Annotated in this window: 20 protein-coding genes and 2 tRNA genes; 12 read left to right on the plus strand and 10 right to left on the minus strand. The window is 52.2% G+C overall.

From position 1 onward, the window contains the following. The first annotated feature begins 75 nt into the window (after positions 1–75). Entirely contained in the window at positions 76–771 is a 696-nt protein-coding gene (locus NNO04_RS11220) for a gamma-glutamylcyclotransferase (protein WP_271444722.1), read from the plus strand. Between the two features lie 30 nt (positions 772–801). Here the strand turns inward: NNO04_RS11220 and NNO04_RS11225 are convergent, their stop codons facing one another. Beyond that, on the minus strand, positions 802–1,047 hold the full coding sequence (locus NNO04_RS11225) for a DUF1883 domain-containing protein (RefSeq protein WP_271444723.1): 246 nt from the start codon (positions 1,045–1,047) through the stop codon (positions 802–804). A gap of 324 nt (positions 1,048–1,371) precedes the next feature. After that, on the minus strand, positions 1,372–1,725 hold the full coding sequence (locus tag NNO04_RS11230) for a DsrE/DsrF/TusD sulfur relay family protein (protein ID WP_271444724.1): 354 nt from the start codon (positions 1,723–1,725) through the stop codon (positions 1,372–1,374). A gap of 213 nt (positions 1,726–1,938) precedes the next feature. On the opposite strand from NNO04_RS11230, the gene NNO04_RS11235 reads away from it, so the two are divergent. Continuing rightward, a complete protein-coding gene (locus NNO04_RS11235) occupies positions 1,939–3,345 on the plus strand; it encodes a YchO/YchP family invasin (protein ID WP_271444725.1) in 1,407 nt (468 codons plus the stop codon). Here the strand turns inward: NNO04_RS11235 and narL are convergent, their stop codons facing one another. Next, positions 3,346–3,996, minus strand: coding sequence for a two-component system response regulator NarL (gene narL, locus NNO04_RS11240; protein WP_079804583.1), 651 nt, complete (start codon positions 3,994–3,996; stop codon positions 3,346–3,348). It abuts the gene before it with no gap. Beyond that, positions 3,989–5,785: a nitrate/nitrite two-component system sensor histidine kinase NarX gene (narX, locus tag NNO04_RS11245; RefSeq protein WP_271444726.1), complete on the minus strand. Its 1,797-nt coding sequence runs from the start codon at positions 5,783–5,785 to the stop codon at positions 3,989–3,991. Before narX ends, narL begins: the two co-directional genes overlap by 8 nt. Before the next feature lie 353 nt (positions 5,786–6,138). On the opposite strand from narX, the gene NNO04_RS11250 reads away from it, so the two are divergent. The 5 genes from NNO04_RS11250 (at position 6,139) to narI (ending at position 14,582) form a co-directional block, all read left to right on the plus strand. Beyond that, on the plus strand, positions 6,139–7,530 hold the full coding sequence (locus tag NNO04_RS11250) for a NarK family nitrate/nitrite MFS transporter (RefSeq protein ID WP_271444727.1): 1,392 nt from the start codon (positions 6,139–6,141) through the stop codon (positions 7,528–7,530). Positions 7,531–7,922: 392 nt separating this feature from the next. Beyond that, positions 7,923–11,666 (plus strand): nitrate reductase subunit alpha, encoded by a 3,744-nt coding sequence (locus NNO04_RS11255; RefSeq protein WP_271444728.1) that lies wholly within the window; start codon positions 7,923–7,925, stop codon positions 11,664–11,666. Further along, positions 11,663–13,198, plus strand: a complete 1,536-nt coding sequence (gene narH / locus NNO04_RS11260) for a nitrate reductase subunit beta (protein WP_271444729.1) — start codon at positions 11,663–11,665, stop codon at positions 13,196–13,198. The genes NNO04_RS11255 and narH overlap by 4 nt, the downstream gene beginning before the upstream one ends. After that, complete coding sequence (gene narJ, locus NNO04_RS11265) at positions 13,195–13,905, plus strand: nitrate reductase molybdenum cofactor assembly chaperone (RefSeq protein ID WP_271444730.1); 711 nt, start codon at positions 13,195–13,197, stop codon at positions 13,903–13,905. Before narH ends, narJ begins: the two co-directional genes overlap by 4 nt. Further along, entirely contained in the window at positions 13,905–14,582 is a 678-nt protein-coding gene (gene narI / locus NNO04_RS11270) for a respiratory nitrate reductase subunit gamma (RefSeq protein ID WP_271444731.1), read from the plus strand. The genes narJ and narI overlap by 1 nt, the downstream gene beginning before the upstream one ends. A gap of 255 nt (positions 14,583–14,837) precedes the next feature. On the opposite strand, the gene NNO04_RS11275 is transcribed toward narI, so the two are convergent. The 4 genes from NNO04_RS11275 to NNO04_RS11290 form a co-directional block, all read right to left on the minus strand. After that, positions 14,838–14,922: transfer RNA gene (locus NNO04_RS11275), tRNA-Tyr, on the minus strand. A 37-nt stretch (positions 14,923–14,959) separates the two neighbouring features. Beyond that, positions 14,960–15,044, minus strand: a tRNA-Tyr gene (locus NNO04_RS11280). A gap of 158 nt (positions 15,045–15,202) precedes the next feature. Next, positions 15,203–16,045 (minus strand): formyltetrahydrofolate deformylase, encoded by an 843-nt coding sequence (gene purU / locus NNO04_RS11285; protein ID WP_162382838.1) that lies wholly within the window; start codon positions 16,043–16,045, stop codon positions 15,203–15,205. Positions 16,046–16,098: 53 nt separating this feature from the next. Further along, positions 16,099–16,554: a YchJ family protein gene (locus NNO04_RS11290; protein ID WP_271444732.1), complete on the minus strand. Its 456-nt coding sequence runs from the start codon at positions 16,552–16,554 to the stop codon at positions 16,099–16,101. Positions 16,555–16,666: 112 nt separating this feature from the next. Between NNO04_RS11290 and rssA the strand changes: the two genes are divergently transcribed. From rssA to galU, 3 genes are all read left to right on the plus strand, one after another. Beyond that, positions 16,667–17,572, plus strand: a complete 906-nt coding sequence (gene rssA, locus NNO04_RS11295; RefSeq protein WP_271444733.1) for a patatin-like phospholipase RssA — start codon at positions 16,667–16,669, stop codon at positions 17,570–17,572. 90 nt (positions 17,573–17,662) lie between these two features. Next, complete coding sequence (gene rssB / locus NNO04_RS11300) at positions 17,663–18,676, plus strand: two-component system response regulator RssB (protein WP_271444734.1); 1,014 nt, start codon at positions 17,663–17,665, stop codon at positions 18,674–18,676. Positions 18,677–18,877: 201 nt separating this feature from the next. Beyond that, positions 18,878–19,786, plus strand: coding sequence for a UTP--glucose-1-phosphate uridylyltransferase GalU (galU, locus tag NNO04_RS11305; protein WP_162382835.1), 909 nt, complete (start codon positions 18,878–18,880; stop codon positions 19,784–19,786). A 135-nt stretch (positions 19,787–19,921) separates the two neighbouring features. Here galU and hns read toward each other — a convergent pair whose 3' ends face one another. Further along, positions 19,922–20,335 carry a histone-like nucleoid-structuring protein H-NS gene (gene hns / locus NNO04_RS11310; protein WP_271444735.1) on the minus strand — a complete coding sequence of 138 codons (414 nt, stop codon included), beginning with the start codon at positions 20,333–20,335 and terminating at the stop codon, positions 19,922–19,924. Positions 20,336–21,216: 881 nt separating this feature from the next. Here hns and tdk point away from each other — a divergent pair. Further along, positions 21,217–21,834 carry a thymidine kinase gene (tdk, locus tag NNO04_RS11315; protein WP_271444736.1) on the plus strand — a complete coding sequence of 206 codons (618 nt, stop codon included), beginning with the start codon at positions 21,217–21,219 and terminating at the stop codon, positions 21,832–21,834. Positions 21,835–22,080: 246 nt separating this feature from the next. Here the strand turns inward: tdk and adhE are convergent, their stop codons facing one another. Then, positions 22,081–24,759, minus strand: coding sequence for a bifunctional acetaldehyde-CoA/alcohol dehydrogenase (gene adhE, locus NNO04_RS11320; RefSeq protein WP_192612416.1), 2,679 nt, complete (start codon positions 24,757–24,759; stop codon positions 22,081–22,083). A gap of 476 nt (positions 24,760–25,235) precedes the next feature. Here adhE and NNO04_RS11325 point away from each other — a divergent pair, with 476 nt between their 5' ends. Continuing rightward, positions 25,236–25,883, plus strand: coding sequence for a YchE family NAAT transporter (locus NNO04_RS11325; RefSeq protein WP_271444737.1), 648 nt, complete (start codon positions 25,236–25,238; stop codon positions 25,881–25,883). Position 25,884: the final 1 nt, after the last annotated feature.

Consider the following 25,884-nt stretch of genomic DNA (forward strand, 5'->3'; position numbering starts at 1 on the left):
CATAATGAACAGCAAAAATGCCCGGAAGGCGTCAAAAAAGTGTCGCAGGGAAGTATGCAGTGGCGGAGGTGTAAGGTGTTAACGCGTGATTTTTTATTAAATGCCGACTGTAAGACGGCATTTGGTGTTATTGAAGAATCACTACTCTGGTCAGCAGAACAACGGGCAGCCTCACTGGCGGCCACGCTTGCCTGTAGACCCGATGACGGACCGGTGTGGATCTTTGGTTATGGATCGTTGATGTGGAATCCGGCATTAGAGTTCGATGAGTCCTGTACCGGCACCTTAGTCGGCTGGCATCGCGCATTTTGTCTTCGTCTGACGGCAGGGCGAGGTACGGCGTGTCGGCCTGGCCGTATGCTGGCGCTGAAAGAAGGTGGCCGCACCACAGGCGTTGCCTACCGGTTGCCTGACGCCACGCTTGAACAGGAGCTCACGCTGTTGTGGAAGCGGGAGATGATCACCGGATGCTATCTGCCGACGTGGTGTCAGTTAGCGCTTGATGATGGTCGGACGGTGAACGCGCTGGTCTTTATTATGGACCCCCGTCATCCGTTGTTTGAATCCGATACCCGGGCGCAAATCATTGCGCCATTGATTGCCCGTGCCAGCGGCCCCTTAGGCAGCAATGCGCAGTACCTGTTCTCTCTTGAGCAGGCGCTTGTTAAGTTGGGTATGCAGGATGATTGTCTGAACGAGCTGGTGGCGAATGTCAAAGAATTGCTGGGAGAGACGCCATCAGAAGGCGTTTTCAGACCCGGTTTTGCCTAAATCTGGCCCCTGAAACCAGGGGCCAGATTATCAGGCTGCGATATAACTGATCGAGTGTTCCAGCGATTGGCTGTGCCCGTCGATCAGTACATTCCATACACCGGTGTACGGTACGGTCAGCCAGGCGTTGTCACTATCCTGCACGCTTAAAATATCGGTCTGCGTGTCTTTGACGTGTGTGTTGTCACTCATTAAATGGATGTGGCAGCGCCCGGAACAGCGCACAACCACGGTATCCCCGCCAAACAATTTCAAACTTGTTTTTACTAATGCCATTTTTCACCCCGTCCTGAAATCAACTGACTTCCTTGCGGAAGAACTGCGTGATGTTGTTCACATTTCACTCATTGCATAACACCAAAGGGGAGGGTTGCGGATGCTGATTTTGATCAAAAAATGGCATGACGATTCAACAAAGCTGACAAAATCTCTTAGAAATGTTTCAGGGGGGTGATAACTTTTGGTGAATATATGGCTGTATAAGATTAAATTCGAAAATGTCTTACATTTTCAGCGAGCTTGCCTGTCGACGACCTCTGGCAGGCAAGTTCGGGCAATAAAACGAACGCTGAAATAAACGGGTCATTCCAGCGACGAACCTCAGAAGGTGAGCACCTTATCTGCGGCCAGCGTCCACTGCGCCAGTTCGATAAGCGTACCGACTTCCACGCCATCAATGAGTGGCAGGGCGGTGATCCCACGACCGTCGGTGCAGGTCTTACATAATTTCACCGGTACATTCTGGGCTGTCAGGATCTCCAGCATTTGCTGAATATTGTAGCCTTCGGCAGGCTTTTGCCCGCGCAGGCCCGCTGTCACTGCATCGGACATCAGAAACAGACGCAGATCCAGGTCGCCTGCCTGTTCGCGTAGTGCGATGGCCAGACGCAAACTGTTAAATAACGACTCACTGCCGTAAGCCGCGCCGTTGGCGACGATCACTATCTTTTGCATGTTGACTCCAGTTCTCCGGGATGACCTTATTTTCCTCCTGTTATGTTACCGCGCAAGCGGCGCATTACCAATGAATGTCTGGGGGGATTGCGTACCCGGCAAAGCGTAAGGATATTCCTGAAAGCGTGAGAAAAAGCTGCAAAATAGCCGTTGAGCAGGTATCTTTTAACATTGTGACGCCTGAATTCACTGATGTAAGAAGCCGCTGACGATTTGAGCCGGACTGTTTATCGCCTACTCCCCCTCCCGTTACTCTTGCTGTTGGCAGGCGGTACCGCCAGTGCCCACTCTTCGTATCTCCAGCAGGCGGAAAACCCCTTTGACAACAATCATGATGGCCTGCCTGATTTAGGCATAGCGCCCGAGTCCGGTGACGGCGAAAAGCACTTCGCTGAGATGGTCAAAGCATTTGGCGAAGCCAGCATGACGGATAACGGTCTGGACACGGGCGAGCAGGCGCGCCAGTTCGCGCTCGGACAAGTACGCGATGTGGTCAGCGAAGAGGTGAATCATCAACTGGAAACCTGGCTTTCGCCGTGGGGCAATGCCAGTGTGGATATGCAAATAGACAACGAGGGGAAATTCAACGGCAGCCGCGGCAGCTGGTTTATCCCCTGGCAGGATAACACGCGCTATCTCACCTGGAGTCAACTGGGATTCACCCAGCAGGATGATGGACTGGTCAGCAATGTCGGTATCGGCCAGCGCTGGGCACACGATGGCTGGCTACTGGGGTACAACACGTTTTACGACAATTTGCTGGATGAGAATTTGCAGCGTGCCGGTGTCGGAGCTGAAGCGTGGGGCGAAAATTTGCGGCTTTCTGCCAACTACTACCAACCCTTTGCATCCTGGCGTAAGCATACACCGACAGTCGAACTACGTATGGCGCCGGGATACGACATTACGGCGCAAATGCGGATGCCGTTTTATCAGTATCTCAACACCAGCGTGAGCGTTGAGCAGTACTTTGGCGACAGCGTGGATCTCTTCGATTCCGGTACTGGCTACCATAATCCGGTGGCGGTAAAACTGGGATTAAATTACACGCCGGTGCCGTTGGTGACCGTGACCGCCCAGCATAAACAGGGTGAAAGCGGGGTGAGTCAAAATAATCTTGGGCTGAACCTCAACTATCGCTTTGGTGTACCACTTAAAAAACAACTGGCGGCCAGCGAAGTGGCAGAAAGTAAATCTCTGCGCGGAAGCCGTTATGATACGCCGCAGCGTAACAACCTGCCGACCATGGAATACCGGCAGCGCAAAACGTTGACCGTGTTTCTGGCGACGCCGCCCTGGGATCTTCAGTCGGGCGAAACGGTGCCGCTCAAACTGCAGGTGCGCAGCCTGCACGGGATTCGGAATGTAACGTGGCAGGGAGACACCCATGCGCTGAGTCTGACGGCGGGCGACAGTGCCGACAGCACAGAGGGCTGGACCATCATTATGCCTGCCTGGGACAGTCGTGATGGGGCGACCAACCGTTGGCGGTTGTCGGTGGTCATTGAGGACGAACAGGGCCAGCGCGTCTCTTCCAATGAGATCACGCTATCACTGACCGAGCCGTTTATGGCAATGCCGGATAATGACCCTCGCTGGCAACTGCTCCCGGAGGAGTAATCAGAAAATACGCTCCTGATGCACCCATACGGCGGCTTCCACGCGGGATTTCAGTTTCATCTTCTTCAACATATGCTTCACATGCACTTTTACCGTGCTTTCGGTAATGTCGAGACGACGGGCAATCATCTTATTTGGCAAACCTTGTGCGATCAGTTTCAGAATATCGCGTTCCCGTGGCGTCAGTTGGGTTACGTCACGATCGGACGTCGCGCGATTGGCGCGCAGACTCGCCGCCAGCACGGGGGTGAGTGCCTCGCTTAGCACCATTTCGCCAGCGGCCGCTTGTTGTAGGGCTTTTAACAGATCTTCCGGCTCCATGTCTTTTAGCAGATAACCGTCTGCGCCGCGTTTGAGCGCGGTCACGACATCTTCTTCATGGTTGGAAACACTAAACACCACGATCCGTCCGGAAAGCGCTTTTTCACGCAGTTTGTCGAGCGTCTCCAGCCCGTTCATCCCCGGCATATTCAGGTCAAGCAGGATCAGATCGGGGTCGAGGGATTCAGCCAGTTCGATACCCTGTTCGCCGTTGCTGGCTTCGCCGACCACGCTAATATCGGGCGCCATACTGACAAGCTGCTTTACACCGGTACGCAGCATCGGATGATCGTCAATCAGTAGAATGGTCGCGGGTTCCTGATTATTCATGGGTATCTCCTTGAACGTCTTTGAAGTGTGTTTCGGGAATAAAGATAACGGAAACTTCTGTACCGCCAGTTTCACGGCGTCGTACACGACAATCGCCGCGTAAACTTTGGGCACGATCGCGCATAATAATCATGCCATAGTGATTACTGCGTTCTGCATTTTCCGGTACGCCGCAGCCGTTATCCCGGACGGTCAGTTTAACCTGATTGCCGTTTTGCTCCACGGTCACCACTACCTCATCCGCATGGGAATGTTTGAGGGCGTTACTGAGCGCTTCGCGGGCAATTTGCAACAGATGAATGGCCTGATGCGAAGGTACCAGCCGGGGCGGCAACTGGTAATCCAGCTTAACCGTAAAGCCAAACCGGGCGCTGTATTCCTGGCAACTGGATTCCAGCGCTGGCCGAAGTCCGGGCTCCGTCAGTTGTAAACGAAAAGTGGTCAACAGCTCACGTAACTGTGCCCACGAGGCATTCAATTCATTGCGGATCTGACTCAGCAGCTCGCGGCTGCTCTCAGGCAATGCGTCCCCTTGCATTTGCAGACAACTGACCTGCATTTTCATGCAGGAGAGCGATTGCGCAATCGAATCATGCAATTCGCGGGCAATGGTGGCGCGCTCCTCCATGACAATCAGTTGCTGCTGGCGCTCCTGGTGTCTGTCCAGCGCCAGCGTGGCGGTGAGTTGCTCAACCAGCGTGTCGACCAGCTGTTGCTGATCGTGACTCAGATGGCGGCCCTGCGGCAATGTTGCCAGCAAAATACCATATTGAGTATGGGCGTCGGTCAGCCGCCATTTCAGGGGCGTTCCGCCTTCGATGCCCGGAAGGGTACCGCGAGGGCAGAGATGACAGCCTTTATCGTCACAACTGATGTCAGACTGACAGGTGAACTCCTGATGATTGTCTTCATCTTCAAGGTCATAGACGCGAAGCTCAATATCGTGCAGCAACGTTAAATTCTGCAAGCCATTGAGGACAGGCGACAGACGTTCACACAGTGGCGCCTGCGAATGCAGACGGCGGTTAGCCTGCCAAAGAAAAGAGAGGATCTGGTTTTTATGCTCCAGACCGGCTGTTTTCTCCTGGACTCTCTGCTCCAGCACGGCATAACTTTCGGCCAGCTCTTCCGACATATTGTTGAGCGCGCTTCCCAGTGCGGCCATCTCATTGCGACCGCTAATGTGGGCGCGCTGCGTAAAATCGCGCTGGCTGACGGCGCGAGCCATCGACAGTAACTGCTTCCACGGCTGGAGCAGACGGGCGCGCAGCCAGAGAATTGTGAACACCAGCAGCAGCGCCATCAACACCGCCATCACCCGGTGTACCATCACCACGCGCTCAATCCGCATTTCAGTGGTATGGTCGAAGGCCGTTACGAGCTGATCCAGCCCGTTGACGAAGCGGCTGACATCCTCTGCGACGGCATGTGCGCTCTGCGCTTTTTGTAATCCGGGAGACAGCTCGTTGTGCCAGTAATTCTGTAGCGATTTAAGTTGTTCCTGCTGTCCGTCGCGTTCTGCCGCGCGGGTTAACTCCGGGCTGAACGCCGTTTTGTCCATCTCGTCGAGCCATTTTTGATCGCGGGCATCCAGTGGCACCGCCGCCAGCAGGCGATAACTCTGCATGCGTAGTGAACCGGCTTTGTTGATGGCGTGAGCACTGCCCTGAACCCCCTGAACCAGCCAGCCGGAGACCGCCATACCGGCGAGGCCAATGGCGGTGGAAAGCATGACGATGAGCGCTACCTGGTTAACCAGCGTGAGCGGGGAGAGACAACGTTTCAACATGGTGACTGCGTCCTTCAGACTTTCGCGGCCTGTCTGTGGAAAGCCTTAATAAATGATGATATTGCCGGGATACAGCGGCAGTGGCGTTATTCTCGGTTATCCCCTGGAGTATACCCATACCCATAACGAGTTACCTCTTAATTGCCGTGGAAGTAAGAGGGATTTGCGGGTGAGGGGAAGGAGGCGACAGAGCCGTGAAAAACCACATCTTTTTTGTCAAAAAAGCCTACTCACTTAGGGTGATGATGATTTTTGGGCAGCAATTATGACGCATTTTCCTTTGATTTATATCAACTTACCCCCGGCTGTAAACCCTAATGTGACAGACATCGAATCGAGTATCAGAGGTGTCTATGAGTCACTCATCCGCCCCGGAAAGGGCATCAGGCGCAGTCATTACCGAATGGCGACCGGAAGATCCGGCATTCTGGGAAAGCCGTGGTCAGGGGATCGCCAGTCGTAACCTGTGGATTTCCGTTCCCTGCCTGCTGTTGGCGTTTTGTGTATGGATGTTGTTCAGTGCTGTTGCGGTAAATTTGCCGAAGGTGGGCTTTAACTTCACCACCGATCAGCTCTTTATGTTAACGGCATTACCCTCCGTTTCGGGTGCGTTACTGCGCGTACCTTACTCCTTTATGGTTCCGCTATTTGGCGGTCGCCGTTGGACGGCGTTCAGCACCGGGATCTTGATCATCCCCTGTGTATGGTTAGGTTTTGCGGTACAGGATACCTCCACGCCGTTCAGTACGTTCATTGTGATTTCGCTGCTGTGTGGTTTTGCCGGGGCAAACTTCGCCTCCAGTATGGCCAACATCAGCTTCTTTTTTCCGAAGCAAAAGCAGGGCGGCGCGCTGGGTTTGAACGGCGGGTTGGGGAATATGGGCGTCAGTGTGATGCAACTGGTTGCGCCGCTGGTGGTTTCCCTGTCGATTTTTGCCGTGTTTGGCAGCCACGGCGTGGAACAGCCGGACGGCTCTCAGCTGTATCTGGCGAATGCGGCGTGGATATGGGTGCCGTTTCTCGCTATTTTCACCCTTGCCGCCTGGTTTGGCATGAATGAACTGGCGACCTCGAAAGCCTCTCTCAGAGCGCAGTTGCCGGTACTCAAACGGGGTCATTTGTGGATTATGAGCCTGCTGTATCTGGCGACCTTCGGTTCATTTATCGGCTTCTCTGCCGGGTTTGCCATGCTGTCGAAAACGCAATTCCCGGATGTGCAGATTCTGCATTACGCGTTCTTTGGCCCGTTTATTGGCGCGCTGGCCCGTTCAGCGGGCGGGGCGATCTCTGACCGTTTAGGCGGTACCCGTGTCACGCTGGTGAACTTTGTGCTGATGGCGATTTTCAGCGGCCTGCTGTTCCTGACTTTACCGACAAACGGCGCGGGCGGTAGCTTTATTGCCTTCTTTGTGGTGTTCCTCGTACTGTTTATGACGGCAGGATTAGGGAGCGGCTCCACCTTCCAGATGATCTCCGTTATTTTCCGTAAACTGACGATGGACAGGGTTAAAGCGGAAGGCGGTTCTGAAGAAAAAGCGATGCGCGAAGCGGCGACCGATACTGCGGCTGCACTGGGCTTTATCTCGGCGATTGGCGCCATTGGCGGCTTCTTTATCCCGAAAGCATTTGGCACTTCACTGGCGTTAACCGGCACACCCGTCGGCGCGATGAAAGTGTTCCTCATCTTCTATATCGCCTGTGTGGTCATCACCTGGGTGGTATACGGACGCCATTCTAAAAAATAACAAACCTCGCAGTTGATTATCCTTTGCGCGGCGTTAGACCGCGCTTTTTTTTGCCCTCAATTAGTTACAACATACTTATGTGTTTGAACAGTGGGAGCAGAGAAGCGGCATGATCATGCGTTGCGCCTGGCAGAGGCATACCCCTTAATACTCACCTGTAAAGAAATCAGCCTTCAATGCGCGTCGGGATTTAATATTTTTCTTTAATTTCAAATTCTTACTCAGAATTTTGTTATCCCACTTTGGTGGTAGTCATTGATTTCACTCTGATTTTCAACCCCGCAGGCCTTGATCGTTATCAATTCTGACGCCCTTTCAGAGCGTTACCTTCGCTGTTAATCAAGCAATGTCGATTTATCAGAGAGCCGTCAGGCTCCCACAGGAGAGAACCGATGAGTAAATTCCTGGACCGGTTTCGCTACTTCAAACAGAAGGGCGAAACCTTTGCCGATGGGCACGGCCAGCTTCTCGAAACCAACCGGGACTGGGAGGATGGATACCGCCAACGTTGGCAGCACGACAAAGTGGTGCGTTCAACCCACGGGGTAAACTGCACCGGCTCATGCAGCTGGAAAATTTATGTGAAAAATGGTCTGGTGACCTGGGAAACCCAGCAAACCGACTACCCGCGTACCCGTCCGGATATGCCAAACCACGAGCCGCGCGGTTGCCCACGCGGTGCGAGCTATTCCTGGTATCTCTACAGCGCTAACCGCCTCAAATATCCGCTGATGCGCAAACGTCTGATGAAGATGTGGCGTGAAGCGAAGAAACTGCACAGCGATCCGGTTGAAGCATGGGCTTCTATCATTGAAGACGCCGATAAAGCCAAAAGCTTCAAACAAGCGCGTGGTCGCGGTGGATTTGTCCGCTCCTCCTGGCAGGAAGTCAATGAACTGATTGCCGCATCCAACGTCTATACCGTGAAAACCTACGGCCCGGATCGCGTAGCCGGCTTCTCGCCCATCCCGGCGATGTCGATGGTCTCTTACGCGTCTGGCGCACGTTACCTCTCTCTGATTGGTGGCACCTGCCTGAGTTTCTACGACTGGTACTGCGATCTGCCGCCCGCATCTCCGCAAACCTGGGGCGAACAGACCGACGTACCGGAATCGGCTGACTGGTACAACTCCAGCTATATCATCGCCTGGGGCTCTAACGTTCCTCAGACCCGTACCCCGGACGCTCACTTCTTCACCGAAGTCCGCTACAAAGGGACGAAAACGGTAGCGGTAACGCCTGATTACGCCGAAATCGCCAAACTGTGCGATCTGTGGCTGGCGCCGAAGCAGGGGACTGATGCGGCAATGGCGCTGGCCATGGGTCACGTCATGCTGCGCGAATTTCACCTCGACAATCCAAGCCAGTATTTCACGGATTACGTTCGTCGCTACACCGATATGCCAATGCTGGTGATGTTGGAAGAACGCGACGGTTATTACGCGGCAGGTCGTATGCTGCGCGCCGCCGACCTGGTGGATTCGCTCGGTCAGGAAAACAACCCGGAATGGAAAACCGTCGCCATCAACAACAAAGGCGATATGGTGGCACCGAACGGATCTATCGGTTTCCGCTGGGGCGAAAAAGGCAAATGGAACCTCGAACAACGCGACGGGACTACCGGTGCGGAGACTGAGCTGCAACTGAGTCTACTGGGTAGCCAGGACGAGATTGCCGAAGTGGGCTTCCCGTACTTTGGCGGCGAGGGCACCGAGCACTTCAATAAAGTGGCACTGGAAAATGTTCTGCTGCACAAACTGCCGGTAAAACGCCTGCAACTGGCAGACGGCACCCGCGCGCTGGTCACCACCGTTTACGACCTGACAATGGCCAACTACGGTCTGGAACGCGGCCTGAACGACGAAAACTGCGCGACCAGCTACGACGATATCAAAGCGTACACCCCGGCGTGGGCAGAACAAATAACCGGCGTACCGCGTGCGCAGATCACCCGTATCGCTCGTGAGTTCGCCGATAACGCAGACAAAACGCATGGCCGCTCGATGATTATCGTCGGTGCCGGTCTGAACCACTGGTATCACCTCGATATGAACTATCGGGGGCTTATCAACATGCTGGTGTTCTGTGGCTGTATCGGCCAGAGCGGCGGCGGTTGGGCGCACTATGTCGGCCAGGAAAAACTGCGTCCGCAAACCGGCTGGCAGCCGCTGGCGTTTGCCCTCGACTGGCAGCGTCCGGCGCGCCATATGAACAGTACCTCTTACTTCTATAACCACTCCAGCCAGTGGCGCTATGAGACGGTTACCGCGCAGGAGTTGTTGTCGCCGATGGCGGATAAATCCCGCTACAGCGGTCATCTGATCGACTTTAACGTTCGCGCTGAACGGATGGGCTGGCTGCCGTCTGCACCGCAGCTTGGCACCAACCCGCTGACTATCGCTGAAGAAGCGAAGAAAGCAGGAATGACGCCGGTGGATTACACCGTCAAATCCCTGAAAGAAGGTTCGATTCGTTTTGCCGCCGAACAGCCGGAAAACGGCAAAAACCATCCGCGTAATCTGTTCATCTGGCGCTCTAACCTGCTCGGTTCTTCCGGTAAGGGCCACGAGTACATGCTCAAGTATTTGCTGGGTACCGAACACGGTATTCAGGGGAAAGATCTCGGTCAGCAGGGTGGCGTAAAACCTGAAGAGGTGGAATGGCAGGATAACGGTCTCGACGGCAAACTGGATTTGGTGGTGACGCTGGACTTCCGTCTTTCAAGCACTTGTCTCTATTCCGATATCGTGCTGCCGACCGCTACCTGGTATGAAAAAGACGACATGAATACCTCGGATATGCATCCGTTTATTCATCCGCTGTCCGCCGCCGTTGACCCGGCCTGGGAGTCCAAAAGCGACTGGGACATCTACAAAGCCATCGCTAAGAAATTTTCTGAGGTCTGCGTAGGTCATCTGGGCAAAGAAACCGACGTTGTGACGCTACCCATTCAGCACGACTCCGCCGCTGAACTGGCGCAGCCGCTGGACGTGAAGGACTGGAAAAAAGGCGAATGTGACCTGATCCCAGGTAAAACCGCACCGCACATCATGACCGTTGAGCGTGACTATCCGGCCACCTACGAGCGTTTTACCTCTATCGGTCCGCTGATGGAGAAAATCGGTAACGGCGGGAAAGGGATTGCCTGGAACACCCAGAGCGAAATGGATCTGCTGCGTAAGCTCAATTACACCAAAGCTGATGGCCCGGCGAAAGGCCAGCCGATGCTCAACACGGCGATTGATGCCGCAGAGATGATCCTGACCCTGGCGCCGGAAACCAACGGTCATGTGGCCGTGAAAGCCTGGGCGGCGCTCAGCGAGTTTACCGGTCGTGACCACACGCACCTGGCGACCAACAAAGAAGAGGAAAAAATCCGCTTCCGCGATATTCAGGCCCAGCCGCGTAAGATCATCTCCAGCCCGACGTGGTCAGGGCTTGAAGACGAACATGTCTCTTACAACGCTGGCTACACCAACGTTCATGAGTTGATCCCGTGGCGTACGCTGTCGGGTCGCCAGCAGCTGTATCAGGATCACCAGTGGATGCGTGATTTTGGTGAAAGCCTGCTGGTATACCGTCCGCCGATCGACACCCGTTCGGTAAAAGCCGTGATGGGCGAGAAATCCAATGGTAACCCGGAGAAAGCGCTTAACTTCCTGACGCCGCACCAGAAGTGGGGTATCCACTCCACTTACAGCGACAACCTGCTGATGTTGACGCTTTCTCGTGGCGGTCCAATTGTCTGGATGAGCGAAACCGACGCCAAAGATTTGGGTATTGAAGATAACGACTGGATCGAAGTCTTTAACAGCAATGGCGCATTGACCGCGCGTGCGGTGGTGAGTCAGCGTGTGCCAGCCGGGATGACCATGATGTACCACGCGCAGGAACGTATCGTGAATCTGCCGGGGTCGGAAATCACCCAGCAGCGCGGCGGGATCCATAACTCGGTCACCCGTATTACGCCGAAACCCACCCACATGATTGGCGGCTATGCGCAACTGGCCTACGGCTTTAACTACTACGGCACCGTCGGCTCAAACCGCGATGAGTTTGTGGTGGTACGTAAGATGAAGAACATTAACTGGTTGGATGGCGAAGGCAATGACCAGGTACAGGAGAGCGTAAAATGAAAATTCGTTCACAAGTCGGCATGGTGATGAATCTCGATAAGTGCATCGGCTGCCACACCTGTTCAGTGACCTGTAAAAACGTCTGGACCAGTCGCGAAGGCATGGAGTACGCCTGGTTCAATAACGTCGAAAGTAAGCCTGGTGTCGGCTTCCCGAATGACTGGGAAAACCAGGAAAAATGGAAGGGCGGCTGGATCCGTAAAATCAATGGCAAACTGCAGCCGCGCATGGGCAACCGTGCGATGCTGCTCGGTAAAATCTTTGCCAACCCGCATCTGCCGGGCATTGATGATTACTACGAGCCGTTTGACTACGACTACCAGAACCTGCATACCGCGCCGGAAAGCAAGCATCAGCCCATTGCCCGCCCGCGCTCGTTGATCACGGGTCAGCGGATGGACAAAATCACCAGTGGTCCAAACTGGGAAGAGATTCTGGGTGGCGAGTTTGAAAAACGCGCTAAAGACCAGAACTTCGAAAATATGCAGAAGGCGATGTACGGTCAGTTCGAAAACACCTTCATGATGTATCTGCCGCGTCTGTGTGAGCACTGCCTCAACCCGGCGTGCGTGGCGACTTGCCCGAGCGGCGCCATCTATAAGCGTGAAGAAGATGGCATCGTACTGATCGACCAGGACAAATGTCGTGGCTGGCGTATGTGCATTACCGGTTGTCCGTATAAAAAGATCTACTTCAACTGGAAGAGCGGTAAGTCTGAGAAATGCATCTTCTGCTACCCGCGTATAGAAGCGGGTCAGCCGACCGTATGCTCTGAGACCTGCGTCGGGCGTATCCGCTATCTCGGCGTGCTTTTGTATGACGCGGACGCCATCGAAAGCGCCGCCAGCACCGAACACGAAAAAGATCTCTATCAGCGTCAACTGAATGTGTTCCTCGACCCGAACGATCCGGCGGTCATTGAACAGGCACAGAAAGACGGTATTCCGCTGAGCGTGATTGACGCGGCGCAGCAGTCTCCGGTTTATAAAATGGCGATGGACTGGAAGCTGGCGCTGCCGCTGCACCCGGAATACCGCACCTTGCCGATGGTCTGGTACGTGCCGCCGCTGTCGCCGATTCAGTCTGCGGCGGATGCCGGTGACCTGGGCAGTAACGGCATTCTGCCGGACGTGGACAGCCTGCGTATTCCGGTTCAGTACCTGGCGAACCTGCTGACCGCAGGCGATACCCAGCCGGTGCTGTTGGCGCTGAAACGAATGCTGGCGATGCGTCACTATAAACGGGCGGAAACCGTTGACGGCAAAGTGGATACCCGTGCGCTGGAAGAGGTGGGCTTAAGCGAAGCTCAAGCCCAGGAGATGTACCGCTATCTGGCGATCGCCAACTACGAGGATCGTTTTGTGGTGCCGAGCAGTCATCGTGAGCTGGCGCGTGATGCGTTCCCGGAGAAAAGCGGTTGTGGCTTTACCTTCGGTGACGGTTGCCACGGTTCCGACACCAAACTGAACTTGTTCAACAGCCGTCGTATCGATGCTGTCGATGTGACCCGCAAAACGGAGCCGCACTCATGATTGAACTCGTCATTGTTTCGCGTCTGCTCGAGTACCCGGATGCTGCCCTCTGGCAGCATCAGCAGGAACTTTTTGATGCACTCGCGTCATCTGAAAACCTGGATAAAGAGGATGCCCAGGCGCTGGGCGTCTTCCTGCGAGATATCACCGCGCAGGACATGCTGGATGTTCAGGCAAGCTACAGCGAGCTGTTCGACCGTGGTCGTGCAACCTCTTTGTTACTGTTTGAACATGTCCACGGTGAATCCCGCGATCGTGGCCAGGCGATGGTTGATTTGCTGAGTCAGTATGAGCAGCACGGCTTACAGATCGACAGTCGCGAGTTGCCGGACCATCTGCCGCTGTATCTGGAGTATCTGGCGCAACTGCCGAAGCGCGAAGCGCTGGGTGGGTTGCAGGATATCGCGCCGATTCTGGCGCTACTGGGCGCACGTCTGCAACAGCGTGAAAGTCGCTATGCGGTGCTGTTTGATCTGCTGCTGAAGCTGGCAAATGCGGCGATCGACAGCGACAAAGTGGCCGAAAAAATCGCCGATGAAGTTCGCGACGATACGCCGCAGGCGCTTGATGCGGTCTGGGAAGAAGAGCAGGTGAAGTTCTTTGCCGATAAGGGCTGCGGCGAATCTGAAATCTCCGCTCACCAACGTCGTTTTGCCGGTGCCGTGGCGCCGCAATATCTGAATATCACTACCGGAGGACAGCACTAATGCAGTTCCTGAATATGTTCTTCTTTGATATCTACCCGTACATTGCCGGATCGGTGTTCCTGATTGGCAGTTGGCTGCGGTATGACTACGGTCAGTACACCTGGCGCGCCGCCTCCAGCCAGATGCTGGATCGCAAAGGGATGAATATGGCGTCGAACCTGTTCCACTTCGGCATTCTGGGCATTTTTGCGGGTCACTTCCTTGGAATGCTGACGCCGCACTGGATGTATGAAGCGTTCCTGCCGATTGAAGTGAAGCAGAAGATGGCGATGATTGCCGGTGGTGCCTGCGGCGTGATGACGCTGGTTGGCGGTGTGCTGCTGCTCAAACGCCGTCTGTTTAGCCCACGCGTACGCGCGACCACCACTGGCGCAGATATTTTGATCCTCTCCTTGTTGGTGATTCAGTGTGCGTTGGGGTTGTTGACCATCCCGTTCTCCGCCCAACATATGGACGGTAGTGAGATGATGAAACTGGTCGGCTGGGCGCAGTCCGTGGTGACGTTCCACGGCGGTGCGTCAGCGCATCTGGACGGTGTGGCGTTTATCTTCCGCCTGCACCTGGTTCTGGGGATGACGCTGTTTCTGTTATTTCCGTTCTCGCGTCTGGTACACATCTGGAGTGCGCCGGTTGAGTATCTGACGCGCAAATATCAGGTGGTACGCGCGCGCCGCTGATCGGTGAGTGACGTAAGGTTAAACCCTGCTTCGGCGGGGTTTTTTTATGGGGTGGTGCTACCTGAATTGAATTGTCGGATGGCGCTCTTGTTGGCCCGGTAAACGAATTGCCACCGGGCAAAGGCGATGTTGCCTGCGGCAACGCTTTCTCGCTGCGCTCGAATCGAACCGTAGTCGAAGATTCTCGTCCTTCCCGCATGGGCAGAATATGAAATTCAAAAATTTGTTGGGGAACAGGGTGCTTTCAGAAAGTGATGGTGGTGGGGGAAGGATTCGAACCTTCGAAGTCGATGACGGCAGATTTACAGTCTGCTCCCTTTGGCCGCTCGGGAACCCCACCAGGGGTATGAATTTTTTTGAGAACTTACCAGAATGAATGGTGGTGGGGGAAGGATTCGAACCTTCGAAGTCGATGACGGCAGATTTACAGTCTGCTCCCTTTGGCCGCTCGGGAACCCCACCACGGGGTAATGCTGGTTACTGGCCTGCTTCCTTGCGGGAAGCGGGGCGCATCATACCAAATGACGCGCCACTGTAAAGCATTCCGTTGATAAAAATAGGCTAATCGCCTGATTTTTACGCGCTAAGACGTAAAGCTAACCAATTATCCTATTTATCGATTAAAGAATAATCGTCCGGTTGCCGTAAACAAACACGCGCTGAGCCAGCACCTGATACAGCGCACGGCTTAATACATTCTTCTCTACGTCGCGTCCGGCACGCATCATATCTTCTGCAGTGTAGGTGTGATCGACATGAATCACGTCCTGCATGATGATGGGACCTTCATCCAGGTTGTCATTGACATAATGCGCGGTTGCGCCAATGATTTTGACGCCACGCTCATAGGCCTGGTGATAAGGACGCGCGCCAATAAAGGCGGGTAAGAACGAATGATGAATGTTGATGATCTTATTCGGGAAGCGTGAAACAAATTCAGGGGTTAAAACGCGCATATACTTCGCCAGCACCACATAGTCAGGCTGGTGCGCATCAATGGCATCCGCCATCTTCTGATCGTGTTCCTCGCGAGTTAATCCCTCATGGCTCACCAGTTCGAACGGGATCTCAAAACGTTCAACCAGCGAGCGCAGCGTTTCGTGATTGCCAATGACGGCGGCGATCTCAACATCCAGCCCACCATAGTTGGCTTTCATTAATAGATCGCCCAGACAATGAGCCTCTTTGGTGACCAGAATCACAACGCGGCGACGTCCGGCCAGGTTCAGTTCGCGAACGGAACCTTCTGGCAAGGCGCTGTCCAAATCGGCGAGCAGCGTGGAGTCATTAAAAATACCTTCCAGTTCGGTGCGCATAAAAAAGCGACCGGTACGGTGGTCAACAAATTCATTGTTTTGCACAATGTTTAATTCGTGCTTGTAACAAATATTGGTGATACGCGCGATGAGACCTTTCTGATCAGGGCAGATAGTGCGCAAAACTTTTCGTTGTAGTGAATGCATTGCCGGAAAAATCCTGTTGAGAGTGTTTGCTGTTTCGTTGCTGTCAGATGTGTTTAACCACAGCACTTTTTGAATTTTTTACCTGACCCGCAAGGGCAGGGATCATTTCGACCAAACTGAGGACGTGTACCATCAATATAATACCATTGGCCGTTTTCTTTTAAGAAACGAGAGCGCTCAATGATGGCACCTGTTTTTCCTTGCTCGGAAAAGCGGGCGACGAAGCTTACATAACCTGTATTGTCCGCTTCAGAGTAACAGTGTTCAAAAACGGTCAGTCCCAGCCACTCAGTGTGGGCAAATCCGGCGCTGATATCGTCGCGAAACGCGGCCGCGCCACATGAGGGATGCCAGGTTCTGATTAAATAATCTGCGTCTTTCATCACAAAAGCGCAGTAGCGAGAACGCATGAGTTGTGACGGATCGAGTGCTACTTGCTCACCGGACACAACAGGGCGGCAACATAGGCTATACTCGACATCGCTGCCGCAGGGACAAAGCTGAGACACAATCATCTCCCTGGAATAAAAAAAACGGCGTACAAACGCCTGGGTGGCACTATGTTAACTGAGCTGTGGCGATGTTGCCACGTCTTGAAGCCATGGGAATTTTTTCGTGACAATGAGAAAAATTAAAATAGGGCTGGCGCTAGGTTCCGGCGCAGCACGAGGGTGGTCCCATATTGGTGTTATCAAGGCGCTAAAGCATATGGGCATTGACATCGATATTGTCGCGGGATGCTCTATTGGGTCGCTGGTTGGCGCCGCTTATGCCTGTAATAAATTGACCGCGCTTGAACAGTGGGTTTGCTCATTCAGCTACTGGGATGTGTTACGCCTGATGGATCTTTCCTGGGGCAAAGGCGGGCTTTTACGGGGTGAACGGGTATTCAATCAATACCGCGAGATCATGCCCGCCGACGACTTCGAACACTGTACTCGCCGTTTTGGCACTGTCGCAACCAATCTCAGCACTGGCCGGGAGTTGTGGTTTACGGAGGGGGATTTGCACCTGGCCGTGCGCGCCTCTTGCAGTATGCCTGGCCTGATGTCCCCGGTGGCCCATAATGGTTACTGGCTGGTCGATGGCGCAGTGGTTAACCCTGTTCCTGTTTCTCTGACTCGCGCGATGGGAGCCGACATTGTTATTGCCGTCGATCTTCAGCACGATGCGCACCTCATGCAGCAAGACCTTCTCTCTTTTAATGTCAGCAATGACGATGATGACAGCGAAGATACGCTTTCCTGGCATGCGCGTTTGAAAGAGCGCCTGAGCAACATGACCTCCCGACGCGTCGAAAGCGCGCCGACGGCCATGGAGATTATGACCACGTCTATTCAGGTGCTGGAAAACAGACTTAAGCGCAACCGAATGGCTGGCGACCCGCCGGATATTCTGATCCAGCCGTTTTGTCCGCAGATCTCCACACTGGACTTTCATCGGGCCAATGCCGCGATTGCGGCAGGGCAGTTGGCGGTCGAGAAAAAGATGGACGAGCTTTTACCCTTGGTGCGTACCGACGTTTGACACACCTTTTACGAACACTTAAGCAAAATCTGACAGGCACGAGTCGCAATAGCATGCCACTATTGATTAAAGCCAGTCAGGGGAGAGAACATGACGCAGCCATTGGTCGGAAAACAGATTCTTATTGTTGAAGATGAGCCTGTTTTTCGCTCGCTTCTCGATTCCTGGTTTTCCTCATTGGGAGCGACGACAGCAGTAGCCGCAGACGGTCTGGATGCCCTGGAGTTACTCAGTGCGTTCACCCCCGATCTGATGATTTGCGACATCGCCATGCCGAGAATGAACGGGCTTAAACTGGTTGAGCATATGCGTAACCGTGGCGACCAGACGCCGATTCTGGTTATTTCCGCGACAGAAAATATGGCTGACATTGCTAAAGCGCTACGCCTGGGAGTTGAGGACGTGTTGCTTAAGCCAGTGAAAGATCTTAACCGTCTGAAGCAAGCCGTTTTCGCCTGCCTTTATCCCAATATGTTTAATTCCAGGGTTGAAGAAGAGGAGCGTCTGTTTCGCGACTGGGATGCGCTGGTTGATAATCCTCCGGCAGCGGCAAAATTACTGCAGGAACTACAGCCACCGGTTCAGCAGGTTATTTCTCATTGTCGGGTGAATTATCGCCAACTCGTTGCCGCCGACCAACCCGGTCTGGTACTCGATATTGCGCCGTTATCTGACAGCGACCTTGCCTTTTATTGTCTGGATGTCACCCGTGCGGGCGATAATGGCGTATTGGCGGCATTGCTGCTGCGGGCGTTATTTAATGGTCTGTTGCAGGAGCAACTGGCGCATCAGGATCATCGCTTACCCGAATTAGGGACTCTGCTGAAACAAGTTAATCATCTGCTGCGGCAAGCCAATTTACCGGGACAGTTTCCGCTATTAGTCGGTTATTACCATTGTGGGCTTAAAAATCTGACACTGGTTTCTGCCGGGCTTAACGCGACGTTAAATACACCAACGCATCAGGTACAGATCAGTAATGGCATTCCGTTAGGTACGTTAGGTAATACTTATCTCAACCAATTAAGCCAGCGCTGTGAGTCCTGGCAGTGTCAAATTTGGGGGGCAGGAGGACGACTTCGCCTTATGTTGTCTGCGGAATGAGCAAACAGGAATGCGGACTGAAATTGACATACCTGCTTTACTCTTCGGGTGCTACTATCAGCGCCAGGTTTTTTCGAATTTATCTTAATTATACGAACGCGCGTCCTTTTCGGCGTTGGGGTTTGTTCCACGACTGATATACTCGGATGCGATACAGATTGATGAACACGTTCAATATATGAACAGTCCAGGAGAATTTAAATGGCTGCCCTTAATACGAAAGTCAGAAAAGCCGTTATCCCGGTTGCGGGTTTAGGAACCAGGATGTTGCCGGCGACGAAAGCCATCCCGAAAGAGATGTTGCCGCTGGTTGATAAGCCATTAATTCAGTATGTCGTAAACGAATGTATTGCTGCGGGCATCACTGAAATTGTACTGGTGACCCACTCATCCAAAAATTCCATTGAAAACCATTTCGATACCAGCTTTGAGCTGGAAGCGATGCTGGAAAAACGCGTTAAGCGTCAGTTACTGGAAGAAGTGCAATCTATTTGCCCGCCGCATGTGACTATTATGCAGGTCCGCCAGGGGCTGGCGAAAGGGTTGGGGCATGCCGTATTGTGCGCGCATCCGGTTGTTGGCGATGAACCTGTTGCGGTTATTCTGCCGGACGTGATTCTCGATGAGTTTGAATCTGATTTGTCCCAGGATAACCTCGCTGAAATGATTCGTCGCTTTGACGAAACCGGTAGCAGCCAAATCATGGTAGAGCCAGTTGCCGACGTTACCGCGTACGGTGTGGTTGATTGCAAGGGCGTAGAGTTAGAACCAGGCGAGAGCGTGCCGATGGTCGGTGTTGTTGAAAAACCGAAAGCAGAGGTTGCACCGTCTAATCTGGCCGTCGTGGGACGTTATGTTCTGAGCGCCGATATTTGGCCACTGCTGGCGAAAACGCCTCCAGGAGCAGGGGATGAGATTCAACTGACCGATGCGATTGATATGTTGATCGAAAAAGAGACGGTCGAAGCTTACCATATGAAAGGCAAAAGCCATGACTGCGGTAATAAATTAGGTTACATGCAGGCGTTTGTTGAATATGGCATTCGCCATAATACCCTTGGTGCTGAATTTAAAGCATGGCTTGAAGAAGAAATGGGTATTAAGAAGTAAGACAGATGGTATAAATCCCGACAAAATGGCGCTGATTACTCAGCGCCATTTTTTTTCGCCTGTATGGCGACAACAGGTGAAGTACCCCAAAAAAAATCCCGCCATTGGCGGGATTTTAAGCAAACAAGTTACGAATTATTCCTGAATCAGGAAATCGTCCAGTTGTTTACCTTGTTCTTCCATTGCTTTTTTGATCACTGCCGGTGTACGACCCTGGCCAGTCCAGGTTTTAGTTTCACCGTTTTCGTCAACATAGCTATATTTAGCAGGACGAGCAGCACGCTTAGCTTTGGTACCGGATTTAACCGCAGCCATGCTATTCAGCAGTTCGTTCGGGTCAATACCGTCAGCGATCAGCATTTCACGATACTGTTGCAGTTTACGGGTACGCTCTTCAACTTCAGCAGCGGCAGCGCTTTCTTCTTCACGGCGCTCGTTAACAACAACTTCTAATTTCTCCAGCATTTCTTCAAGCGTCTCAAGGGTACATTCTCTTGCCTGCGCACGAAGAGTACGGATGTTGTTCAGAATTTTAAGTGCTTCGCTCATTTTTTTAATCTCAAACTTATATTGGGGTGGTTTGTTGAGCTAATAATAGAGCGATAAATTCAGATGTGCAATAGCCAGTAATGTAAGGAATTCAAAATTGCTCTTTATTTACGGCAGCTTTTAAATATCTGAACTTAAATTTTTCTTGAAGGGACGCACAAAAAAGAGCTTATTGGCTGCGATGTTACTCCTTGCGCAGTGCTAAACTTCAGCGATTAGAGTCACATTTTATCGTGTCGGAATAGTATCTCATTGCAGTAATTTCAACCTTTTGTATTAGTTTTGCTTACCGAATTCACCTATTACTTTGGGGTAGATATGAGGAACAGTAACAATAAATGCAGGGTTTAGATAATGAAGTGGATGTTAAGTAAAGTTGATGAATGTCTAAAGCACAAATTGTGAAGGTTGCGTATAACCTAAATAATTCGGGTTACAAGAAGTCTGCGACGTGCGTCAAATTCGCCAGAATGAATCTTAACAATCAGAGGGGGGCTCGGATGAGCGACGTTTGTCACTCATTCTTTCTCAGTCGCTGAATTCAGTTAGCGCCAGGAGATACTGGCAAAGTCGATTTGCGCAGCGAGAAGGGAGCTCAACGGCAGGTATTGTCGACAATCAGCCAGCCTTAAGTATGACGGGTATATCGCTGAGGGTGTTTGTTAGCGCTGATATATACTGCAATTTTTTCACCAGCGGCATGTCAACAACCCAGAAAGTCGTGTAAGAACAATATCTGTATGTGGCAGCAATGAATCCTGGACGCTATCCGAACAAGACTGTGACATCAGACGCGTATACAACTCCTGAACCCGACAGGCCCGAAAATTATGATAGAATCCACCGGATTTTTATTTCTCTCAGGTGAGGGCCTGCGGTTAATGGCACAGCTATATTTCTACTATTCGGCAATGAATGCGGGTAAGTCGACTGCATTGCTGCAATCTTCATACAATTACCAGGAAAGAGGGATGCGCACCGTCGTGTATACGGCGGAAATTGATGACCGCTATGGCGCCGGAAAAGTCAGCTCACGTATTGGACTTTCCTCACCCGCTAAATTGTATAATCAGAACTCATCATTGTTTGAAGAGATTCGTGCGGATAATGCGCAACAGCCAATACACTGTGTACTGGTTGATGAGTGTCAGTTTCTAACCCGGCAGCAAGTCTACGAATTATCAGAAGTCGTTGACCAGCTTGATATTCCGGTTCTGTGTTATGGATTACGTACTGATTTTCGTGGTGAGTTGTTCGGCGGTAGCCAATACCTGCTTGCCTGGTCGGACAAACTGGTGGAATTAAAAACCATCTGTTTTTGTGGCCGTAAAGCGAGCATGGTTTTACGCCTTGATCAGGCTGGCAGACCTTATAATGAAGGCGAGCAGGTCGTTATTGGTGGCAATGAGCGCTACGTCTCCGTGTGTCGTAAGCATTACAAGGAAGCGCTTGACGTAGGGTCATTGACCTCTATTCAGGAAAAGCATCGCTACGACTGATACAGGCTTCCTGTACGCGATAAAACAAACAGGGTAGGTGGTTGGCTATCACAAACCACTTCTACCCTGAAACCTCTTTTCTCGCTGTTCTCAGATGTTCCCCAGTAAGCTCCCGCGTATTGCGTATATATAACGGCATCTGCCTTCATACATATTGTGCCTTTCGCTACCATTAATAAAAAACGACATAAAAAAACGGCCCCGGAGGGACCGTTTTCGGTATTTGCTGATATTTACGTGAGTAAATTAAGCTGATTTTTTCGCTTTTTTGTCAGCTTTTGGCGCTGCGGCAACGTCTTTCTTCGCTGCAGTCTCACCTTCGCTGAATTCACGACCGTAGAAGGTATCCATCAGAATCTGCTTCAGTTCAGAGATCAGCGGGTAACGCGGGTTAGCGCCAGTACACTGGTCATCGAACGCATCTTCAGACAGTTTGTCCACGTTTGCCAGGAAGTCAGCTTCCTGAACGCCAGCTTCGCGGATTGACTTAGGAATACCCAGTTCAGCTTTCAGGCTTTCCAGCCATGCCAGCAGTTTTTCAATTTTCGCTGCGGTACGGTCGCCTGGAGCACTCAGACCCAGATGATCGGCGATTTCAGCATAACGACGACGTGCCTGTGGGCGGTCGTACTGGCTGAATGCCGTCTGTTTGGTCGGGTTGTCGTTTGCGTTGTAACGAATAACGTTACAGATCAGCAGGGCGTTCGCCAGACCGTGAGGAATATGGAACTGAGAACCCAGCTTATGCGCCATGGAGTGACATACACCCAGGAAGGCGTTAGCAAACGCGATACCGGCGATAGTCGCTGCACTGTGTACACGCTCACGCGCTACCGGGTTTTTAGACCCTTCATTGTAGGACGCTGGCAGGTTATCTTTCAGCAGTTTCAGAGCTTGCAGAGCCTGACCGTCAGAGAACTCAGAAGCCAGTACAGAAACGTAAGCTTCCAGTGCGTGAGTTACCGCATCCAGACCACCGAAGGCACACAGAGACTTCGGCATCTCCATTACCAGGTTGGCGTCAACAATCGCCATGTCTGGCGTCAGCGCATAGTCAGCCAGCGGGTATTTCTGACCAGTAGCGTCGTCGGTTACAACTGCAAACGGGGTAACTTCAGAACCGGTACCGGATGTGGTGGTGACCGCAACCATCTTCGCTTTCACGCCCATTTTCGGGAACTTGTAGATACGTTTACGGATATCCATAAAGCGCAGCGCCAGTTCTTCGAAATGGGTTTCCGGATGCTCGTACATGACCCACATAATTTTCGCGGCGTCCATCGGGGAACCACCGCCCAGTGCGATAATAACGTCTGGTTTGAAGGAGTTGGCCAGCTCAGCGCCTTTACGAACTACGCTCAGAGTTGGGTCAGCTTCAACTTCAAAGAACACTTCAGTTTCAACGCCAGCGGCTTTCAGAACAGAGGTGATCTGGTCAGCGTAACCGTTGTTGAACAGGAAGCGGTCAGTTACGATCAGCGCACGTTTGTGACCATCGGTAATCACTTCATCCAGTGCGATTGGCAGTGAGCCACGACGGAAGTAGATAGATTTCGGAAGTTTGTGCCACAACATGTTTTCAGCTCGCTTAGCAACGGTTTTCTTGTTGATCAGGTGCTTAGGACCAACGTTTTCAGAGATGGAGTTACCACCCCAGGAACCACAACCCAGAGTCAGGGAAGGTGCGAGTTTGAAGTTGTACAGGTCACCGATACCACCCTGAGAAGCCGGGGTGTTGATCAGGATACGCGCGGTTTTCATCATCTGACCGAAGTAGTTGACGCGATCCTGCTGGTTATCCTGGTCGGTGTACAGGCAAGAGGTGTGACCGATACCGCCCATGGCGACCAGTTTCTCAGCCTTAAGTACAGCGTCTTCAAAATCTTTAGCGCGGTACATTGCAAGCGTAGGAGACAGTTTTTCGTGAGCAAACGGCTCGCTTTCGTCAACCACTTTTACTTCGCCGATCAGAATTTTGGTTGTTTCTGGTACGGTGAAGCCAGCCAGTTCAGCGATTTTGTACGCCGGCTGACCAACAATCGCTGCGTTCAGCGCGCCATTTTTCAGGATGATATCCTGAACGGCTTTCAGCTCTTTGCCCTGCAGCATGTAGCCGCCGTGGCTGGCGAAACGTTCACGAACGGCATCGTATACGGAGTCAACAACAACAACGGACTGTTCAGATGCACAGATTACGCCGTTATCGAAGGTTTTAGACATCAGTACGGAAGCGACTGCACGTTTGATATCCGCTGTTTCGTCAATAACAACTGGCGTGTTGCCTGCGCCTACACCGATAGCTGGTTTACCGGAGCTGTACGCCGCCTTAACCATGCCCGGACCACCGGTAGCAAGGATCAGGTTGATGTCCGGATGGTGCATCAACGCGTTTGACAGTTCTACAGAAGGTTGATCGATCCAGCCGATCAGATCTTTCGGTGCCCCTGCAGCGATAGCAGCCTGCAGAACGATGTCGGCAGCTTTATTCGTTGCATCTTTAGCACGCGGGTGCGGAGAGAAGATGATGGCGTTACGGGTCTTCAGGCTGATCAAAGATTTGAAGATCGCAGTAGACGTCGGGTTAGTGGTCGGAACGATACCACAGATGATACCAATCGGTTCAGCAATGGTGATAGTCCCGAAGGTGTGGTCTTCATCCAGCACACCACAGGTCTTTTCATCTTTGTAGGCGTTATAGATGTATTCAGAAGCGAAGTGGTTTTTAATCACTTTATCTTCGATGATACCCATGCCGGACTCGGCAACGGCCATCTTAGCGAGAGGAATTCGAGCATCTGCAGCGGCCAGAGCGGCGGCGCGGAAGATTTTGTCAACCTGTTCTTGAGTGAAACTGGCATATTCACGCTGGGCTTTTTTTACGCGCTCGACGAGTGCGTTAAGTTCAGCGACATTAGTAACAGCCATAATGCTCTCCTGATAATGTTAAACTTTTTTAGTAAATCATCTGCTCGATACGAGAGTATAGACAGATCGACGAAAGTTTGTGTAAAAGCCTGAAAATCAAACGGTTACTTAACGTCCATTTTGCTCTGATTTACTAAAAGAGCTTATGCCTTAGCGTTAACTGATTCTAGCGCATTATATCCAGGTGGCGGAAGCCAGATTACTCACTTCTGAGTAGTTATTACGTGATCCGGATCAAATTTTCGCAAAGCTGACACCTTTCAGCAGGCCGTTTTTGCAATATCCGCCAAGTGTTGGTGAATTGTTGTTGTGAATGATAGTTGCATTATCATAATCCATACAAATTAATAACACTGGAGAATATAGTCAGATTACGCAGATTTGAGGTGAAGAATGCTGTTAAAAGGCGTATCTTCAGCGCGGTTTTTACCATTATTGACGACTAACTTCATACGGCTAACGCTCCGGAGCTAACCGTGATCCAAACGTTATTTGACTTCCCTGTGTACTTTAAATTTTTCATCGGGTTATTTGCGCTGGTTAACCCGGTTGGGATTATTCCTGTCTTTATCAGTATGACCAGCTACCAGACGGCGGCGGCGCGCAACAAGACAAATCTGACCGCAAACTTGTCGGTCGCCATTATTTTGTGGACTTCACTCTTCCTGGGTGACGGCATTTTGCAGTTGTTCGGTATTTCGATTGATTCGTTCAGGATCGCGGGTGGGATTCTGGTTGTCACGATTGCGATGTCGATGATCAGTGGGAAACTGGGCGAAGATAAGCAGAACACACAAGAAAAATCAGAAACTGCAATACGTGAAAACATCGGTGTTGTACCGCTGGCGTTGCCCTTAATGGCAGGGCCGGGTGCTATCAGTTCGACGATAGTCTGGGGTACGCGATATAACAACATTATGCACCTGGTGGGTTTTTTCGTTGCTATTGCCGTTTTTGCTCTGTGCTGTTGGGGCTTATTCCGTATGGCGCCGTGGTTGGTACGGTTGCTGGGACAAACCGGCATTAACGTCATTACACGTATCATGGGCCTATTGCTGATGGCGTTGGGCATTGAGTTCATCGTGACAGGGTTGAAAGCCATTTTCCCTGGCCTCCTCAACTGAC

It is taken from the genome of Citrobacter sp. Awk 4 (assembly GCF_028069725.1).
Taxonomy (GTDB): Bacteria; Pseudomonadota; Gammaproteobacteria; order Enterobacterales; family Enterobacteriaceae; genus Citrobacter_D.